At 69.4% G+C, this 14765-nt stretch carries 15 protein-coding genes; 8 read left to right on the top strand and 7 right to left on the bottom strand.

All coding sequences use genetic code 11. From position 1 onward, the window contains the following. Positions 1 to 52: 52 nt before the first annotated feature. Both ACPXB3_RS12430 and ACPXB3_RS12435 read right to left on the bottom strand, forming a co-directional pair. Positions 53 to 997: a C40 family peptidase gene (locus ACPXB3_RS12430; RefSeq protein WP_425727765.1), complete on the bottom strand. Its 945-nt coding sequence runs from the start codon at positions 995 to 997 to the stop codon at positions 53 to 55. Further along, the gene (locus tag ACPXB3_RS12435; protein WP_425705017.1) at positions 997 to 1404 is read right to left on the bottom strand and encodes a type VII secretion target; all 408 of its coding nucleotides are present in this window, start codon (positions 1402 to 1404) and stop codon (positions 997 to 999) included. The genes ACPXB3_RS12430 and ACPXB3_RS12435 overlap by 1 nt, the downstream gene beginning before the upstream one ends. Positions 1405 to 1457: 53 nt before the next feature. Between ACPXB3_RS12435 and upp the strand changes: the two genes are divergently transcribed. Then, a complete protein-coding gene (upp, locus tag ACPXB3_RS12440) occupies positions 1458 to 2081 on the top strand; it encodes a uracil phosphoribosyltransferase (RefSeq protein ID WP_425705016.1) in 624 nt (207 codons plus the stop codon). Positions 2082 to 2115: 34 nt separating this feature from the next. Here the strand turns inward: upp and ACPXB3_RS12445 are convergent, their stop codons facing one another. The 3 genes from ACPXB3_RS12445 to ACPXB3_RS12455 form a co-directional block, all read right to left on the bottom strand. Then, on the bottom strand, positions 2116 to 2895 hold the full coding sequence (locus ACPXB3_RS12445) for an ABC transporter ATP-binding protein (protein ID WP_425705015.1): 780 nt from the start codon (positions 2893 to 2895) through the stop codon (positions 2116 to 2118). A gap of 43 nt (positions 2896 to 2938) precedes the next feature. Next, a complete protein-coding gene (locus ACPXB3_RS12450) occupies positions 2939 to 3610 on the bottom strand; it encodes a hypothetical protein (protein WP_425727766.1) in 672 nt (223 codons plus the stop codon). A 113-nt stretch (positions 3611 to 3723) separates the two neighbouring features. After that, positions 3724 to 4527 carry a purine-nucleoside phosphorylase gene (locus ACPXB3_RS12455; protein WP_425705013.1) on the bottom strand — a complete coding sequence of 268 codons (804 nt, stop codon included), beginning with the start codon at positions 4525 to 4527 and terminating at the stop codon, positions 3724 to 3726. A 94-nt stretch (positions 4528 to 4621) separates the two neighbouring features. Here ACPXB3_RS12455 and ACPXB3_RS12460 point away from each other — a divergent pair, with 94 nt between their 5' ends. Next, positions 4622 to 5329, top strand: coding sequence for an enoyl-CoA hydratase/isomerase family protein (locus tag ACPXB3_RS12460; RefSeq protein WP_425727767.1), 708 nt, complete (start codon positions 4622 to 4624; stop codon positions 5327 to 5329). Positions 5330 to 5427: 98 nt separating this feature from the next. Then, positions 5428 to 6621, top strand: coding sequence for an amidohydrolase (locus tag ACPXB3_RS12465; RefSeq protein WP_425705011.1), 1194 nt, complete (start codon positions 5428 to 5430; stop codon positions 6619 to 6621). Between the two features lie 18 nt (positions 6622 to 6639). Here the strand turns inward: ACPXB3_RS12465 and ACPXB3_RS12470 are convergent, their stop codons facing one another. Next, positions 6640 to 7122, bottom strand: a complete 483-nt coding sequence (locus ACPXB3_RS12470; RefSeq protein WP_425727768.1) for a gamma-glutamylcyclotransferase — start codon at positions 7120 to 7122, stop codon at positions 6640 to 6642. A 278-nt stretch (positions 7123 to 7400) separates the two neighbouring features. Here ACPXB3_RS12470 and ACPXB3_RS12475 point away from each other — a divergent pair, with 278 nt between their 5' ends. From ACPXB3_RS12475 to ACPXB3_RS12485, 3 genes are all read left to right on the top strand, one after another. Next, entirely contained in the window at positions 7401 to 8804 is a 1404-nt protein-coding gene (locus ACPXB3_RS12475; RefSeq protein ID WP_425705009.1) for an NAD(P)H-quinone dehydrogenase, read from the top strand. A gap of 110 nt (positions 8805 to 8914) precedes the next feature. Continuing rightward, positions 8915 to 10234: a hypothetical protein gene (locus ACPXB3_RS12480; RefSeq protein ID WP_425705008.1), complete on the top strand. Its 1320-nt coding sequence runs from the start codon at positions 8915 to 8917 to the stop codon at positions 10232 to 10234. Positions 10235 to 10247: 13 nt separating this feature from the next. Continuing rightward, on the top strand, positions 10248 to 10691 hold the full coding sequence (locus ACPXB3_RS12485) for a hypothetical protein (RefSeq protein WP_425705155.1): 444 nt from the start codon (positions 10248 to 10250) through the stop codon (positions 10689 to 10691). Here the strand turns inward: ACPXB3_RS12485 and glpK are convergent, their stop codons facing one another. Beyond that, positions 10692 to 12179 (bottom strand): glycerol kinase GlpK, encoded by a 1488-nt coding sequence (gene glpK / locus ACPXB3_RS12490; protein ID WP_425705154.1) that lies wholly within the window; start codon positions 12177 to 12179, stop codon positions 10692 to 10694. Positions 12180 to 12254: 75 nt separating this feature from the next. Here glpK and ACPXB3_RS12495 point away from each other — a divergent pair, with 75 nt between their 5' ends. Together ACPXB3_RS12495 and ACPXB3_RS12500 are read left to right on the top strand one after the other, a co-directional pair. Beyond that, on the top strand, positions 12255 to 14000 hold the full coding sequence (locus tag ACPXB3_RS12495; RefSeq protein ID WP_425705007.1) for a glycerol-3-phosphate dehydrogenase/oxidase: 1746 nt from the start codon (positions 12255 to 12257) through the stop codon (positions 13998 to 14000). Positions 14001 to 14115: 115 nt separating this feature from the next. Continuing rightward, positions 14116 to 14544, top strand: a complete 429-nt coding sequence (locus ACPXB3_RS12500; RefSeq protein WP_425705153.1) for a pyridoxamine 5'-phosphate oxidase family protein — start codon at positions 14116 to 14118, stop codon at positions 14542 to 14544. Positions 14545 to 14765 lie beyond the last annotated feature (221 nt).

Here is a 14765-nt window from a genome sequence, read left to right on the forward strand (position 1 = left end):
GTGAACGCCGTACCGGCCCCACGACGGGCGGATGAATTCTCCGGTCGTGTGCTCATCGCGGCCGGTAGAAGCCTTGAAAACCTTGACCCGCATTTGTTGTCCGCAGCGGCGAGACCTGAACTGGATCCCCGGCTTCCACGAGTTGATCGTTTCCGACGTACATGGCGACGTGACCGTCCCAGACGGCCAGGTCCCCGGGCTGCAGGTCGGACTGCGACACCGGCGATCCCGCGGTGTCCTGCTCCTGCGCCAGCCGTGGGAGTTCGAGTCCGGCCTGCCGGTAGGCCCACTGGGTCAGTCCGCTGCAGTCGAACCCGCTCGGATCGGTTCCACCCCACACATAGGGCACGCCCTGTTGGCCCAGCGCCGCCCGGACCGCGGTCGCTGCGCGTTCGTTGGGGGCGTAGGCCACCGAGCCGTCCGGCAGGGTGATGGCCACCCCACCGTCGGCGGGCCGGCCATCCGGGGTGGCCCCGCGAGTGACCGGGGCGGGCGTCTCGTGGCGGACGAGGTCGGTCAGGGCCGTGGTGTCGGCCCGCAGCTCGGCGCGCGTGCGTTCGACCACGGCGACGCCCCGGCCGAGATGGTCGATGGCCACCGGCACCAACACCGCCAGACCGGCCGGCGTGCCGAGATCTGCGCCGAGGGCCCGAGCGGTGCGCTCGAAGGAATCGAGGAGCGCGGCGAGCCGATGCGCGGCATCGTTGACCCGCTGCGCCGCGGTCTGCGTCAGCGCCACGATGGTCTCGTCGTCATCGGTGATCGTGGTGGTCTGCCCGGCGGTGCGCCGCGCCGCGGCGAGCGCGGAATCGGCGGCGCGGCCCTGCCATTGGCCGCCGACCGTCGCAGCCGCGGCCAGCGCCTCATCGCGGGCCGCTCCCAGCTCGGGTGCCACCATGCCGATGGCGGTCACCGGATCGTCACTGGGCAGCACGCCGGTACCCAAGGCCGTCAACAGGATTCGCAACGGCGCGATCAGCAGATCGGCAGCGACCATCAGGCCCGCACCCCCGCCCCGGTGATCGCTGCGTTCCCCAACATCCGCGCCGAGGCGTCGTCGGTGCCGGCGTAGGACGTGGCAGCATCGGTGCCTTGGGCGGCCATGAGCGCATGGCGGTCGGCGACGGCCGACAGCCGGGCCCGGCGGTCATCGAGGACCCGGCCGAGCGCGGTGAGGAAGTCGGCACCGATGAGCCCGAACGTCAGGGCCAGCGGTGTGACGTCGGTGGTGGTGGCGTGTGCGCGGACCCGGCTCGCGGTGCGCGTCTCGTCGGCCGCGAAGGACGCGACCGCGGCGGGGATGACGGAGAGTTGTTCGGTCATGAAGGGTTGGACGCGGCGCGGGGCGCTCCGGTTCCATGCCGTCCGGTTCCATTCCGGCAGATCGGTGCCGGGACCGCTCATGCCGGCGCCGCACGCACGGGGCCGATCGGCGCGGCGCCCACTATGGTTTCCTCATGCACGTTCACGTCGTCGATCACCCGTTGGCCGCCGCACGACTGACCACGATGCGCGACAAGGACACCGACAACGCCGGCTTTCGGGCGGCGCTCTCGGATCTGACGCAGATGCTCGTCTACGAGGCGCTCGTCGGCGCGCCGAGCCAACAGGTGCGGGTGCAGACACCGCTGACCGCCTGCGTCGGTTCGCGACTCGCCACGCCGCCGCTGCTGGTGCCGGTACTGCGGGCCGGACTCGGGATGGTCGAGCAGGCGCATGCGATGGTCCCGGAGGCGCTCGTCGGATTCGTGGGGATTGCCCGGGACGAAACGACCGCCGAACCGGTGCCGTACCTGGAATCACTGCCCACCGATCTGGGCGGGCAGCCGGTGTTCGTTCTCGACCCGATGCTGGCCACTGGCGGTTCGATGCTGCACACCATCGAACTGCTCGTCGCTCGCAACGCCAGCGACATCACTGCGGTGTGCGTCGTGGCGGCGCCCGAAGGTGTTGGTGCCCTGGAGAACTCGGGTCACCCGGTGCGTCTGGTGGTGGCCGCGATCGACGAGGGGCTCGACGAGGCGGCCTACATCGTCCCCGGACTCGGCGATGCCGGGGACCGGCAGTTCGGCCCGCGCTGAGCAGACCGTGAACTCTGACCAGGAACCGTGAACTCTAGGCGGCGACCGCCGACCATCGGCCCGCGTGGCGCCGCACCGTCACCGGATGGTCGAAGCACATGCTGATGCTCTCCGAGGTCAGCGTCTGCTCGACCGGCCCGGATTCGACGACCTCGCCCTCGCGCAGCAGCATCGCATGGGTGGTGCTCGCCGGGAGATCCTCGAGGTGATGGGTGACGAGCACACTCGCGAGGCCCGGCACGTCGGTCCGTAGCCGGTCGATCGCCGAGAGCAGTTGTTCGCGCGCGGCGAGGTCCAGGCCGGTCGCGGGTTCGTCGAGCAGCAGCAGCGCCGGCCGCGGCATGAGTGCACGCGCGATCAGGGTGCGGCCACGTTCGCCCTGGCTCATCACCGGCCACATCGAGTCACGGCGCTCGGTCATGCCCAGCATCTCCAGCAGGTCATCGGCGCGTTTGTGCTCGTCGTCGCTGTAGAGGTGACGCCGATCGAGTTCAGGGGTGTTGGTCAGTCCGGTCAGCACGACGTCGTGCGCACTGATCGGTACGTCGACGCGCCACCGCGGATCGACATGACCGATGTGGGTGCGCAATTCGCGCATGTCGACCCGGCCGAGGCGTTTGCCCAGCACGTCGACGACACCGCTCGTGGGATGCGCTCGTGCGCCGAGAATGGCCATCAGCGTCGACTTGCCCGCGCCGTTGGGGCCCAGCAGCGCCCAGTGCTCGCCGGGTTCGACGACGAGGTCGACGTCGTGCAACAGGGCGCGGGAACTGCGGATGACATCGATGTGGGCGGCGTCGAGGACTGGAGGCACCCGTCTAGTTGTAGTGCCCTGAGCGTGCGCCGGTGCGTCGGGGTCAGCTCGAGGTCCAGTACTCCAGCATCGGTTCGGTGGTCGGGGGGTCGCCGCCGTCGGTGATCACCAGCGCCGTCGGCGAGACGGTGTAGGTGACCGAACCGTTCTGTGCGACGTAGCTGTTGCCGACCTTCTGCGGGTACCCGACCTCGATCGTGCCCTGCGGCGCGGCGCCCTTGTAGTACCAGCGTCCCGTCTGGGCGCCGACCTGGCAGATCACGATCTGCGAGCGGGAGGTGCGTCCGATGACGATCGCCGGATCATCGGCGGCATTACACCGCGGGCCGGAAAGAAAACCCTGCCAGTCGGTTCCCGACACCGTGGGCGTCGGGCGCGAGGTGGTGGGGGTGGGCTGGGTGGTCGGGCTCGTGCCGGCCGGGCCCGCCGATCCCGTGCCGCTGCCGGTGATGGTGCTCGTCACGGTCTGCGTGGACGCGCTCGCACCGGCCGTGGTCGAGGAGTCCTCCGAACCCGAACCACGCGTCAACCAGTACGCGCCCAGGGCAGCGCCGATGACCACGATCACCCCGATCGCGATGGCCGCGATCACCAGCGGCGACGACCACGGCGAACGTGGCGGCCGATATCCCGGCGGCCCATAGCCCTGCGGCGGTGGTGTCGGCTGCCCCTCGCCGGACGGATACCCACCCGGGTCTCCCGGCGGATAGGTCATGCGATCCCCCTCGGGCGAGCGTTGGCCGGTGCGGCGCGGTCCGGCGAGCGGCTGGTTGATGCGAACGCTACCGCAGTCCGGCCGGTAGATCGGTCAGGATGATCGTCGCCGGCTCAGAGCTTTGCGACGATGCCCGCCAGCAATTCGCCCATGCGGACCGCGGAGGTGCGTCCGACCTCCAGGACCTCGGCGTGATCGAGCGGCTCGCCGGTGATCCCGGCGGCCAGATTGGTGACCAGCGATACGCCGAGCACGTCGAGCCCGGCGGCGCGGGCGGCGATGGTCTCGTGCACCGTCGACATCCCGACGAGGTCGGCGCCCATCGTGGCCAGCATCCGGATCTCGGCGGGCGTCTCATAGTGCGGTCCGGGCAGACCCGCGTAGACGCCTTCGGTGAGCGACGGGTCGATTTCCCGCGCCAACTGCCGTAGGCGTGGCGAATACGCGTCGACGAGGTTGACGAACTGTGCGCCGGTCAGCGGGGACCGCGCGGTCAGATTGAGGTGATCGGCGATGAGTACCGGCCGGCCGACGGTCATCCCGTCGCGCAGTCCGCCGGCGGCATTGGTCAGGATCACCGTGTGTGCGCCCGCCGCGGCGGCGGTGCGCACCGGGTGGACGACGCGCGACAAGTCGTGGCCCTCATAGGCGTGGACCCGGCCCGACAGCAGCAGCACCCGGCGGTCACCGATCTGTACCGACCGGATGGTGCCGCCGTGCCCGGCGGCCTTCGGCGCGCTGAACCCGGGTACCGCCGACATCGCCAGTTGCGCGATCGGCGTGCCGAACGCGTCCGCGGCCGGGGACCATCCGGATCCCAGGATCACTGCGACATCGTGTGCGGCGCAATCGGTTTCGGTAGCGATGGTGGCGGCTGCGGCCACCGCGGCGGCCTCGGGGTCTCCGGTGGGGTCCATGCGCACAACAGTAGAACCCCGGATCTCGGTGCGCCCGGCGCCACGGGCCGCACACACCGGAGGCGATCCGCATGGGAGGCGATAAGGTCTGCTCATGCCATTTCTGAGTGCCACGCCCACCGCCGCCGACGTCGCGGAGCTGTTTCTCGGTGCCCCCGGGGTCGAACTCGACGAGGCCAACCCGGAGAACCGGTTCGCCCCGTCGTGGATCGAGACGACCGCCGCACTCGCCGACGACGCGGTCGCAGGCGGGGCGAAGGCGCTGGTCATCAGCGCAACCGGCAAGTTCTTCACCAACGGTCTCGACACCGACCACATCGCCGCGCACGCCGATGAACTGCCCGCCTACCTCGACGCCGTCCACGCGCTCTACGCGAAGGTGCTGACACTTCCGGTCCCGACCGTCGCCGCCGTCAACGGTCACGCATTCGGGGCCGGCGCCATGCTCGCGCTGTGCGCCGACCACATCGTGATGCGCACCGATCGCGGCTATTGGTCGCTGCCCGAGGCGTCGCTGAACATGCCGTTCACCCGGGGGATGGCCGCACTGCTGCGCACCCGGCTGGCCGACCGCACCGCCACCGAGGCGATGCTCACCTCCCGTCGCTACGGGGGTGACGAGGCCGTCGCGGCCGGGATCGTCGACGAGGCCGTCGCGGTGGACGAGCTGCTCAACCGGGCCGTCGAGGTCGCCACCGCGCGCACCCCGCTCGCCGGGCCGACCCAGACCCTGATCAAGCGCGGGCTGCGACAGGCGCTGCTCGCCGACCTCGCGGTACCGACACCGCCGGCGTTGCTCTGAGCCGGATCGGTATGACGAGTGGCAAGGGCGTCATCGATGAAAGCAGCGGGGCAGACGGCAACAGTGGAGCAGATGGCAAGGGACGGAAGGAGTCTGTGGTGACCCAGGTCGGCAGCGGTGACCCGTCCGGCGGCGTGATCGACGCATGGCTGGCCGCCCATCGCGATCAACTCGTCGGGTGGCGCCGCCACATCCACGCCCACCCGGAGTTGTCCCGGCAGGAGGTGGTCACCACCGAGTTGGTGATGGCCGAACTGACCGCGCTCGGCCTCACCCCGAGACGTCTGCCGTTGGGTACCGGGGTGGTCTGCGATCTCGGCCCCGGCAACGGTCAACGCGTGGCGCTGCGCGCGGACATGGATGCCCTGCCCATCACCGAGCACACCGGATTGGCATTCAGCTCCACCGTCGACGGGGTGTCGCACTCCTGCGGACATGATGCGCACACCGCGATCCTGCTCGGCACCGCAGCGGTGCTCGCGTCGGCCCCGGTATTGCCGGTCGGGGTGCGGCTGATCTTCCAGCCCGCCGAGGAGGTGATGCCGGGCGGGGCGCTCGACGCGATCGCCGCAGGGGTCACCGAAGGCGTGAGCCGGATATTCGCATTGCACTGTGACCCACGGCTGCCCGTCGGCTCGGTCGGATTGCGTGACGGGGCGCTCACCTCGGCCGCCGATCACATCGAACTGCAGCTGCGTTCGCCGGGCGGACACACCTCACGTCCGCATCTCACCGGTGATCTCGTGTACGCGATGGGTACCGTCATCACCGGACTGCCGGGCATCCTGTCGCGGCGCATCGATCCCCGGTCGGGCACCGTGATGGTGTGGGGCGCCGCGCATGCCGGGAACGCGCCGAACGCCATCCCGCAGGAAGGGCTGCTGCGCGGCACCGTACGCACCGGCGAACACAGCACGTGGGCGGATATGGAACCGTTGGTGCGCAGCATCATCGGAGAGCTCCTCGGTCCGCTACGCGTGTCCTACGATCTGTCCTACTTCCGGGGCGTGCCGCCGGTCATCAACGATGCGGTCGCCGTGGAGATACTCACCCGGTCGGTCGCGGCCATGGGGCGCAACGCCGTCGCCGACACCCCGCAATCGCCGGGCGGCGAGGACTTCTCGTGGTATCTCGAACAGGTGCCCGGCGCGATGGGGCGACTCGGGGTGTGGAACGGCCTCGGTCCGCAACTCGACCTGCATCAGCCGAGTTTCGACATCGACGAGCGGGCCCTCGACGTGGGCGTTCGTGCACTCGCCGGAGTCGTGTTCGGTACCGCGCCGGCGGTCTGAGCTGTCCGGGGCCGCGGCTCAGGCGTCGGTGGCGCCCGGGCCCGGACCGACGTTGCGCGCCTCGCGCAGACGCAGATCCTGGACGTAATCGGCCGGGGCACCGGCGACCTCGGCCGCGTCGGCCATCACCCCGAGGTAGCGCGCTGACGGGAGTCCGCCCTCGAAGGCGTCGAGGACATACATCCAGGCGAGAACCCCGCCGTCGGTGGTGTCGACGCGTGCGCGGATCTTGCGGTGGATGCCGAGTTCGGAACCCTCCCACCGGTCGAGGTTCGCCTCGTCCTCCGGGGGCACGTCGTAGAGGACGACGAAGACCTGCGCCTGCGGATCGTCGCGATCCTCGGTGACGGTGGCCAGTGATCCTTCCCACCCGATGTCGCCGCCACCGAATGTGAGGCGCCACCCGCGCAACCACCCGGCTCCGGCCATCGGCGAGTGCGGGGCGCGCTGCGCCATCTGCTCGGGATCCATATTCGAACCGTACGCCGCGTAGATGGGCATAGTCGCCTCTGACCTGCACTTTCCCGCCCGGGCGGGGCCCGGCCTCATCGTTGTGCCGACCACACTTTCCGCCTGTGGCCACGATGATCGTATTACGCCGGGCGCCGGTGCATGACGCGCGCGGTGGCCGCACCGGGGTCGGGTCCGCCCGCAATTCTGTGTCGACGCGGGAGAAGAATGGACACCGATGGCCTAGGTTGGTCAACGGATCGGTTGGTCACCGGATCGGTTGGTCACCGGATCGGTAAGTGTGTCTCCCACGTGACAGGAGTTGGCGAGTGACGAGGATTGTGATCATCGGGGGAGGCCCGGCGGGGTATGAGGCGGCGCTGGCCGCGGCCGCTTACGGTGCCGATACCACCGTGATCGACTCCGACGGCATCGGTGGTGCCTGCGTGCTGTGGGACTGTGTGCCCTCCAAGACGTTCATCGCCTCCACCGGCATCCGCACCGAGGTGCGCCGTGCTGTCGATCTCGGCATCAAGCTCCGCACCGACGACGCCGTCGTGACGCTCTCGCAGATCCATCAACGCGTGCGCGATCTCGCGTTCGCCCAGTCCGCCGACATCCGCTCGCGCCTCATCAGCGAGGGCGTCCGGCTCGTCTCCGGTGCCGCAGCGCTCGAGGGGCCGCAGGTCGGCGTCTCCACCCATGCGGTCTCGGTGACCCTCGCCGACGGCTCCGTCCAGCGTTTCGACAGTGATGTCGTGCTGATCGCGACCGGCGCCTCACCGCGGGTGCTGCCCGACGCGGCTCCCGACGGCGAACGCATCCTCACCTGGCGCCAGCTCTACGATCTCGATTCGCTGCCCGAACATCTGGTGGTCATCGGATCCGGTGTCACCGGTGCCGAATTCGTGCACGCCTACACCGAACTGGGTGTGCAGGTGACCCTGGTGTCCAGTCGTGACCGCGTCCTGCCGCATGAGGACGAGGACGCCGCGCTGGTCCTCGAGGAAGCCTTGGCCGAACGTGGTGTGCAACTGGTCAAGCATGCCCGCGCCGACCGGGTGGTGCGCACCGGCGACACCGTCACCGTCTACCTCGCCGACGGTCGTACGGTGACCGGATCGCACGCGCTGATGACGGTGGGGTCGGTGCCCAACACCGACAATCTGGGTCTGGAGCGGGCGGGAGTCGATACCCACCGCGGTGGCTACATCACCGTCGACCGGGTCTCGCGCACCTCCGTCGCGGGAATCTATGCGGCCGGCGACTGCACCGGACTGTTTCCGCTCGCGTCGGTGGCCGCCATGCAGGGGCGCATCGCGATGTACCACGCGTTGGGTGAGGGCGTGAGCCCCATCAAACTCAAGACGGTCGCGTCGGCGATCTTCACGCGCCCGGAGATCGCGACCGTCGGCGTGTCCCAGAAGGCCATCGACGCCGGCGAGTACCCGGCCCGTACGGTCATGCTGCCGTTGGCCACCAACCCGCGTGCCAAGATGAGCGGGCTGCGCCGCGGCTTCGTGAAGATCTTCTGCCGGCCGGCCACCGGTGTGGTGATCGGCGGGGTGGTGGTGGCGCCGACCGCGTCGGAGCTGATCCTGCCGATCGCACTCGCGGTGCAGAACAAGCTCACCGTTTCCGATCTGGCACAGACGTTCTCGGTGTACCCGTCGCTGTCGGGGTCGGTGACCGAGGCGGCCCGGCAGCTCGTGCGGCACGACGACCTGGACTGATCCGGCGCCGCGGCCATACACAACGCTGCGATTGCGGCCTGCCCGGCGCTGCCCTCGGGGGTAATGTCGCTGCCACGCGTGCCGGTGGCGCGCGACGAGGGGGAGGCACCATGACCGACGACGCCCGGCGTAATGCCTGGCCGGGAAGGACACGCAGCGGGGGTCTCACCCCCTGGGAGACGATGAGCATCGTCGAGATCCTGGGGATCATCGCATCGATGGACGAGGGTTCCGCGCACGGTGACGCGCAGGCGGTGCTCACCGCGATCGACTCGGTGGAGGCGATCGCGCGGACGCTGCAGACGGGCTTCTCGGCCGACGGGGTCCTGATGGGACGGGCCGCGCAGGGCGCCGTCGACGCGGCGCAGCGACTCGGCGCAGAGATGTCGCAGAGCGCGGGCGAGGCCCGCACCGGTGCGGGGGCGCTGTCGGAGGCCGCCGGAATCCTCGGTGCCGCACATGGCCAGGAGCCGCTGCTCCGCCTGTATCAGCAACGGCTGCAAGATCATCCGGAGGATGCGGCGCAGGTGCGGTCGCAGGTCCGGGGCATCATGTCGGGCACCTATGGCACTCCGATGGTCACGGCCGCGGCGGCGCTGCCCGAGCCGGCGCATCCCGTCGGCGACGATGCGTTCGGCGCCGCGTCCCCCGGCGGCTTCGGTGGCGGCGGCCCGGGTGGGGGCGGTGCGGCGCCATCGGGTGCCCATCCACAATCTGCGGCCCTGACCGACATCGACGGCACCGGACCGGGCGGGGGGCCGCCCGGCGGTCCCGGTGGTGGTGGGGACGTTCCGGTTGCGCCGGCACCGAATGCCGCGGTCCCGGCGGGCGCGCAGGTTCCGACCACTGGTGGTCCGAACCCGGGGCCACCGGGCCCCGGCGGCGGTGATCCGTCGAGGCTGAACCGCGGCGGACTGGGCGCGCCGGTCGGTACGGTACCGGCGACACCGGCGGGCGGCCGCGGACGTGGGGCCGGTGACGGCACCGGGTCGCCGGGATCGCCGGGATCGCCGGGATCAAATCTGCCGGAGGGTGTGATCGGGCTTCCGCCAACGACTTTCGCCCCGTCGGCGACGATCGTGAGCTCTCCCGGGCCCGGTGTGCCGGGCGGGCCGCCGACGGGAACGCCGGCCGGCGGGGCCCGTCCGGCGCCCGCGCCCGGTCCCGGCGGTGCCGGCCCGCACTCGCGTGATACGCGGCACCGGCCGGCCCACTATCTGCAGGACGGTGAGAACGGACGCGAGATCGTCGGCGACCTGCCGTTGGTCGGTCCACCGGTGATCGGTGACTGGTCGCCGCAGGCACTGCCGACGACCGTCGACGATTCCGGCTTCGGAGCAGTGGCGGTACCGGCGAGCGGGCGGGAGCCGGTACCCGCAGTCGATGACGGCCAGACCGGGTCACCGCAATCGGATCCGCCGGAACGGTGACGCCGTGGACGTGATGGGGACACGCAGTCGTGTCGAGCGGCTCGGTGGCGGTGCGGTGGCCGAACTGGTGGCCCTGGTGCCGGTGGCCGACGTCGACGAGTGTCTGCGCATGCTCGCGGTGACCGTGGTCGACGTGGTCGAGGCCGGCGGCGACACGGTCGTACGGGAGGTGTTGACGCAGTGGCGTGAACAGGGCCGGGTGTCGCCTGCCACGCGCGCGCAGCTGGCTGCGGTGATCATTCGCCACGAGGTCGACGCGGCCTTCGCCCACCGATCGGCCGACCTCGAAGCCCAGCGTCGCTCGTTTGTCAGAGCCCGCGCGCTGCACTGCCTTTCGGTTGCCGTCGACCCATCGGCAGTGCCGGCCCGCAGGCTCGGCGAGGCCGCTTACGAGGCGGCTGCGGCGATGGGCGGGACCGCCGGTGTGGTGGCGGTGCTGATCGAGTTCACGGCATGATCACGCCAGCCCGTAGCTGTGCTCGACCGCCCGGTTCCACTCGCGATAGAGCCGTTCGCGTTCGGTGGCATCCATCGCGGGATTCCACCGGGTCTGTTCGGCCCAGTTGTCGCGGATCTCGTCCTCGCCGGCCCAATAGCCCACGGCGATACCCGCCGCGTAGGCCGCGCCGAGCGCCGTGGTCTCGTTAACGACCGGCCGGATGACCGGCACATCGAGAATGTCGGCCTGGAACTGCATGAGCAGATTGTTGACCACCATCCCGCCGTCGACCTTCAAGGTCGACAACCGCACACCGGAGTCGGCTTGCATCGCCTCGATGACCTCGCGCGTCTGGAATGCGCTGGCCTCCAAGGCTGCTCGGGCGATGTGTCGTTTGTCGGCGAAGCGGGTCAGTCCGGTGACGATGCCCCGGGCGTCGGGACGCCAGCGAGGTGCGAACAGCCCGGAGAAGGCCGGTACGAAGTACACCCCACCGTTGTCGTCGGCCTGTGCGGCCAGCGCTTCGACCTCCGACGCATGGTTGAACAGCCCGAGATTGTCCCGCAGCCATTGCACCAGCGAACCGGTGACGGCGATGGAACCTTCGAGCGCGTATCGCGGTGCGGCGTCGCCGATCCGGTAGCACACGGTGGTGAGCAGACCGTGATCGGAGAACACCGCCTCGGTTCCGGTGTTGAGCAGCAAGAAGTTTCCGGTGCCGTAGGTGTTCTTGGCCTCGCCCGGCGACAGACATGCCTGCCCGAAGGTCGCGGCCTGCTGGTCGCCGAGGATGCCGGCGAACTGCACGCCGGGCAGCGAACCGTGTTCGCGCAGTGCGCCGTACACCTCCGAGGAGCTCCGGATCTCCGGCAGCGACTCGACCGGGATGCCCATCTCGGCGCAGATCTTCTCATCCCAGCTCAATGAATCGAGATCCATCAGCATCGTGCGCGACGCGTTGGTGACGTCGGTGATGTGCCGGCCGCCCGACGCGCCGCCGGTCATGTTCCATGCGATCCACGAATCCATTGTGCCGAGGCAGAGTTCGCCGTTTCGTGCCCGTTCGGCGACGGCATCGACGTGGTCGATCAGCCACCGCATCTTGGGTCCGGCGAAATAGGTGGACAGCGGCAGCCCGGTGCGGTCGCGATACCGGTCGACCCCGGTATCCCCGCCGAGTTCCTCGCACAGGGCGGCGGTCCGGGTGTCCTGCCAGACGATGGCGTTGTGCAGCGGCTCGCCCGTCGAACGGTCCCAGGCCACCGTCGTCTCGCGCTGATTGGTGAGCCCGCAGGCCGCGATGTCGCCGACGTTGAGGTCCGCCGACGCCAGCGCGGCGGCGACCACGCGACGCGTGTTGCGCCAGATCTCGGCGGGATCGTGTTCCACCCACCCCGCACGCGGAAAGATCTGCCGATGTTCGAGTTGTTCGACGGACACGACCCGCCCGCGGCGGTCGAAGACCATCGCGCGTGTCGACGTCGTGCCCTGGTCGATGGCTGCCACATATGCCGGAGCGCTACCCACGCGGCCAGTGTCGCACGCGGTGCATGGCCCGGCGATCAATTACGCTGACGAATTATGAACTCCGAGTTCAATCCCGATCGACCTGCCGATATGGGCCCGTTGCACCGCCGCGAGGCGTGGCGTCGGCTCTCTGCGGAACAATTCGACATCGTCGTGATCGGCGGTGGTGTTGTCGGGGTGGGCGCTGCGCTCGACGCGGCCACGCGTGGTCTGCGCGTGGCGCTCGTCGAGGCCCGCGATATCGCGTCTGGAACCTCGAGCCGGTCGTCGAAGATGTTCCATGGCGGTCTGCGTTATCTGGAGCAGCTCGATTTCGGTCTGGTCCGCGAGGCGTTGGCCGAACGCGAGTTGTCGCTGCGCGTGTTGGCCCCGCACCTGGTGAAGCCGCTGCCGTTTCTGTACCCGTTGACGCGACGGGTATGGGAACGCCCGTATGTTGCCGCCGGACTCTTCTTGTATGACCGGATGGGTGGTGCCAAGTCCGTTCCGGGACAAAGCCATGTGACGCGTTCCGGGGCGCTGCGGGTGGCGCCCGCCTTGCGGCGCGATTCGCTGATCGGTGGTATCCGCTACTACGACACCGTCGTCGACGACGCCCGGCACAGCCTGACCGTCGCGCGGACCGCGGCCCACTACGGTGCGGTCGTCCGCACCTCCACCCAGGTGGTCGGATTCCTCCGGGAAGCCGACCGCGTGATGGGCGTGCGGGTCCGCGACAGTGAGACGGGACAGACTGCCGAGGTCCGAGCGCACTGCGTCATCAATGCGGCCGGTGTGTGGACCGATGAGGTGCAGGCACTTTCGCATCAGCGCGGACACTTCCGGGTCCGTGCGTCCAAGGGGGTGCACATCGTGGTGCCGCGGGATCGGATCGTCAGCGAGACGGCGATCATCCTGCGCACCGCGAAGTCGGTCTTGTTCGTGATCCCGTGGGAGACGCACTGGATCATCGGTACCACCGACACCGACTGGAATCTCGACCTCGCCCATCCCGCCGCCACCCGCGCCGACATCGATTACATCCTCGGCCGAGTCAACGAGGTGCTGGTCACCAAGCTCACCCACGACGACATCGAGGGCGTCTACGCAGGATTGCGGCCTTTGCTGGCCGGTGAGGACGAATCGACCTCGACGCTCTCGCGTGAGCACGCGGTGGCGCGGGTGGCGCCCGGATTGGTGTCGATCGCCGGCGGCAAGTACACGACGTACCGGGTGATGGCGGCCGACGCCGTGGACGCATGTGATGACTACATCCCGACGCGGGTGGCCCGCTCGATCACCGAACGGGTCCCGTTGCTCGGCGCCGATGGATACTTCGCCCTGATCAACCAGTGCGAACATCTCGGAAAGCGGTTCGGGCTGCACCCCTACCGGGTGCGCCGCCTGCTCAATCGGTACGGCTCGCTCATCGACGACGTGCTGTATTACGCCGATGCGGATCCGTCGCTGTTGCGCCCGCTTGCCGCCGCGCCCCAGTATCTGCGGGTCGAGGTGGTGTATGCAGCCATCGACGAGGCGGCCCTGCACCTCGAGGATGTGCTGGCCCGGCGCACCCGCATCGCGATCGAGTATTCGCATCGCGGTGTCGGGTGTGCGCAGGAGGTCGCCGAACTCCTTGCGCCCATCCTCGATTGGGACCCCGACCGGATCGCCTTCGAGGTGGAGACGTACAACGCACGCGTGGCGGCCGAGATCGCCTCACAGCAACAACCCGATGACTCCTCGGCCGATGCGCTGCGGGCCGCCGCCCCGGAATCACGATCGGAGATCCTCGAGCCGGTGCCGGTACCCGAGGACTGATTCGCTGCGTGCGTGCTCACGTGCGCCTGGTTGGCGTCGGGCCGTCCCCGGGACCTTAGCCCCTGTGGCCGCCGACCACGCCCGGGGAGAATGGACCATGGAGAAAGGAGAGGTCATGGTGGACAACCCTGTTCAAGAACTTTCCGGCGAGGATGCCTGGGCGCTGCTCGGCTCCGCGGAAGTGGGTCGGCTGGCGGTGAGCGTGGGCGGACAGCCCGACATCTTTCCGCTCAACTATCACGCAGGTGACGGGCGCGTCGTCTTCCGGACCGGTGAAGGCGCCAAATTGTCGGAGATCGTCGTCAACGAGAAAGTCGCCTTCGAGGCCGACTCCTACGAGGATGGCGCCGGCACCGGATGGAGTGTCGTGGTCAAGGGTTCGGCACGTCTCCTCTCACGCGGCGACGAGATCGCCGCGGCCGACGAACTGCCGCTGCGACCGTGGATCCCCACGATCAAATACAACTATGTGGAGATCACCGCAGACGAGATCACCGGCCGCCGTTTCCAGTTCGGTCCGGAACCGGAACGGTATCCGGTCTGATCGGTACGCGTCTGATCGGTTGCGCGGTCTGATCAGTTGCGCGGGGCCCGCCGGCCCGGTATGAAGTTCTCAAACAACAGGTGCGATCCCGGCCGGAGCCGGGCGCAAGCTCAGTGTGGTCGAAAGATGTTGTGAGACTGCCTGTCAGGCGGCGACGTTGTCGAGGCGTAGGGTGCGTCGGTGGTAGGCGGGAAGTGGTCGGCGGTGTGGGTCGATCGTGG

It is taken from the genome of Gordonia sp. DT219 (assembly GCF_049847065.1).
GTDB lineage: Bacteria > Actinomycetota > Actinomycetes > Mycobacteriales > Mycobacteriaceae > Gordonia.

Coding starts and splice junctions, on each gene's coding strand:
- ACPXB3_RS12455 (WP_425705013.1), bottom strand. CDS start 4,527: ATGGACCCCACCGGAGACCCCGAGGCCGCCGCGGTGGCCGCAGCCGCC.
- ACPXB3_RS12480 (WP_425705008.1), top strand. CDS start 8,915: ATGACCGACGACGCCCGGCGTAATGCCTGGCCGGGAAGGACACGCAGC.
- ACPXB3_RS12485 (WP_425705155.1), top strand. CDS start 10,248: ATGGGGACACGCAGTCGTGTCGAGCGGCTCGGTGGCGGTGCGGTGGCC.
- ACPXB3_RS12430 (WP_425727765.1), bottom strand. CDS start 997: ATGGTCGCTGCCGATCTGCTGATCGCGCCGTTGCGAATCCTGTTGACG.
- ACPXB3_RS12500 (WP_425705153.1), top strand. CDS start 14,116: ATGGTGGACAACCCTGTTCAAGAACTTTCCGGCGAGGATGCCTGGGCG.
- ACPXB3_RS12450 (WP_425727766.1), bottom strand. CDS start 3,610: ATGACCTATCCGCCGGGAGACCCGGGTGGGTATCCGTCCGGCGAGGGG.
- ACPXB3_RS12460 (WP_425727767.1), top strand. CDS start 4,622: ATGCCATTTCTGAGTGCCACGCCCACCGCCGCCGACGTCGCGGAGCTG.
- ACPXB3_RS12495 (WP_425705007.1), top strand. CDS start 12,255: ATGAACTCCGAGTTCAATCCCGATCGACCTGCCGATATGGGCCCGTTG.
- ACPXB3_RS12435 (WP_425705017.1), bottom strand. CDS start 1,404: ATGAGCGGTCCCGGCACCGATCTGCCGGAATGGAACCGGACGGCATGG.
- ACPXB3_RS12470 (WP_425727768.1), bottom strand. CDS start 7,122: ATGCCCATCTACGCGGCGTACGGTTCGAATATGGATCCCGAGCAGATG.
- upp (WP_425705016.1), top strand. CDS start 1,458: ATGCACGTTCACGTCGTCGATCACCCGTTGGCCGCCGCACGACTGACC.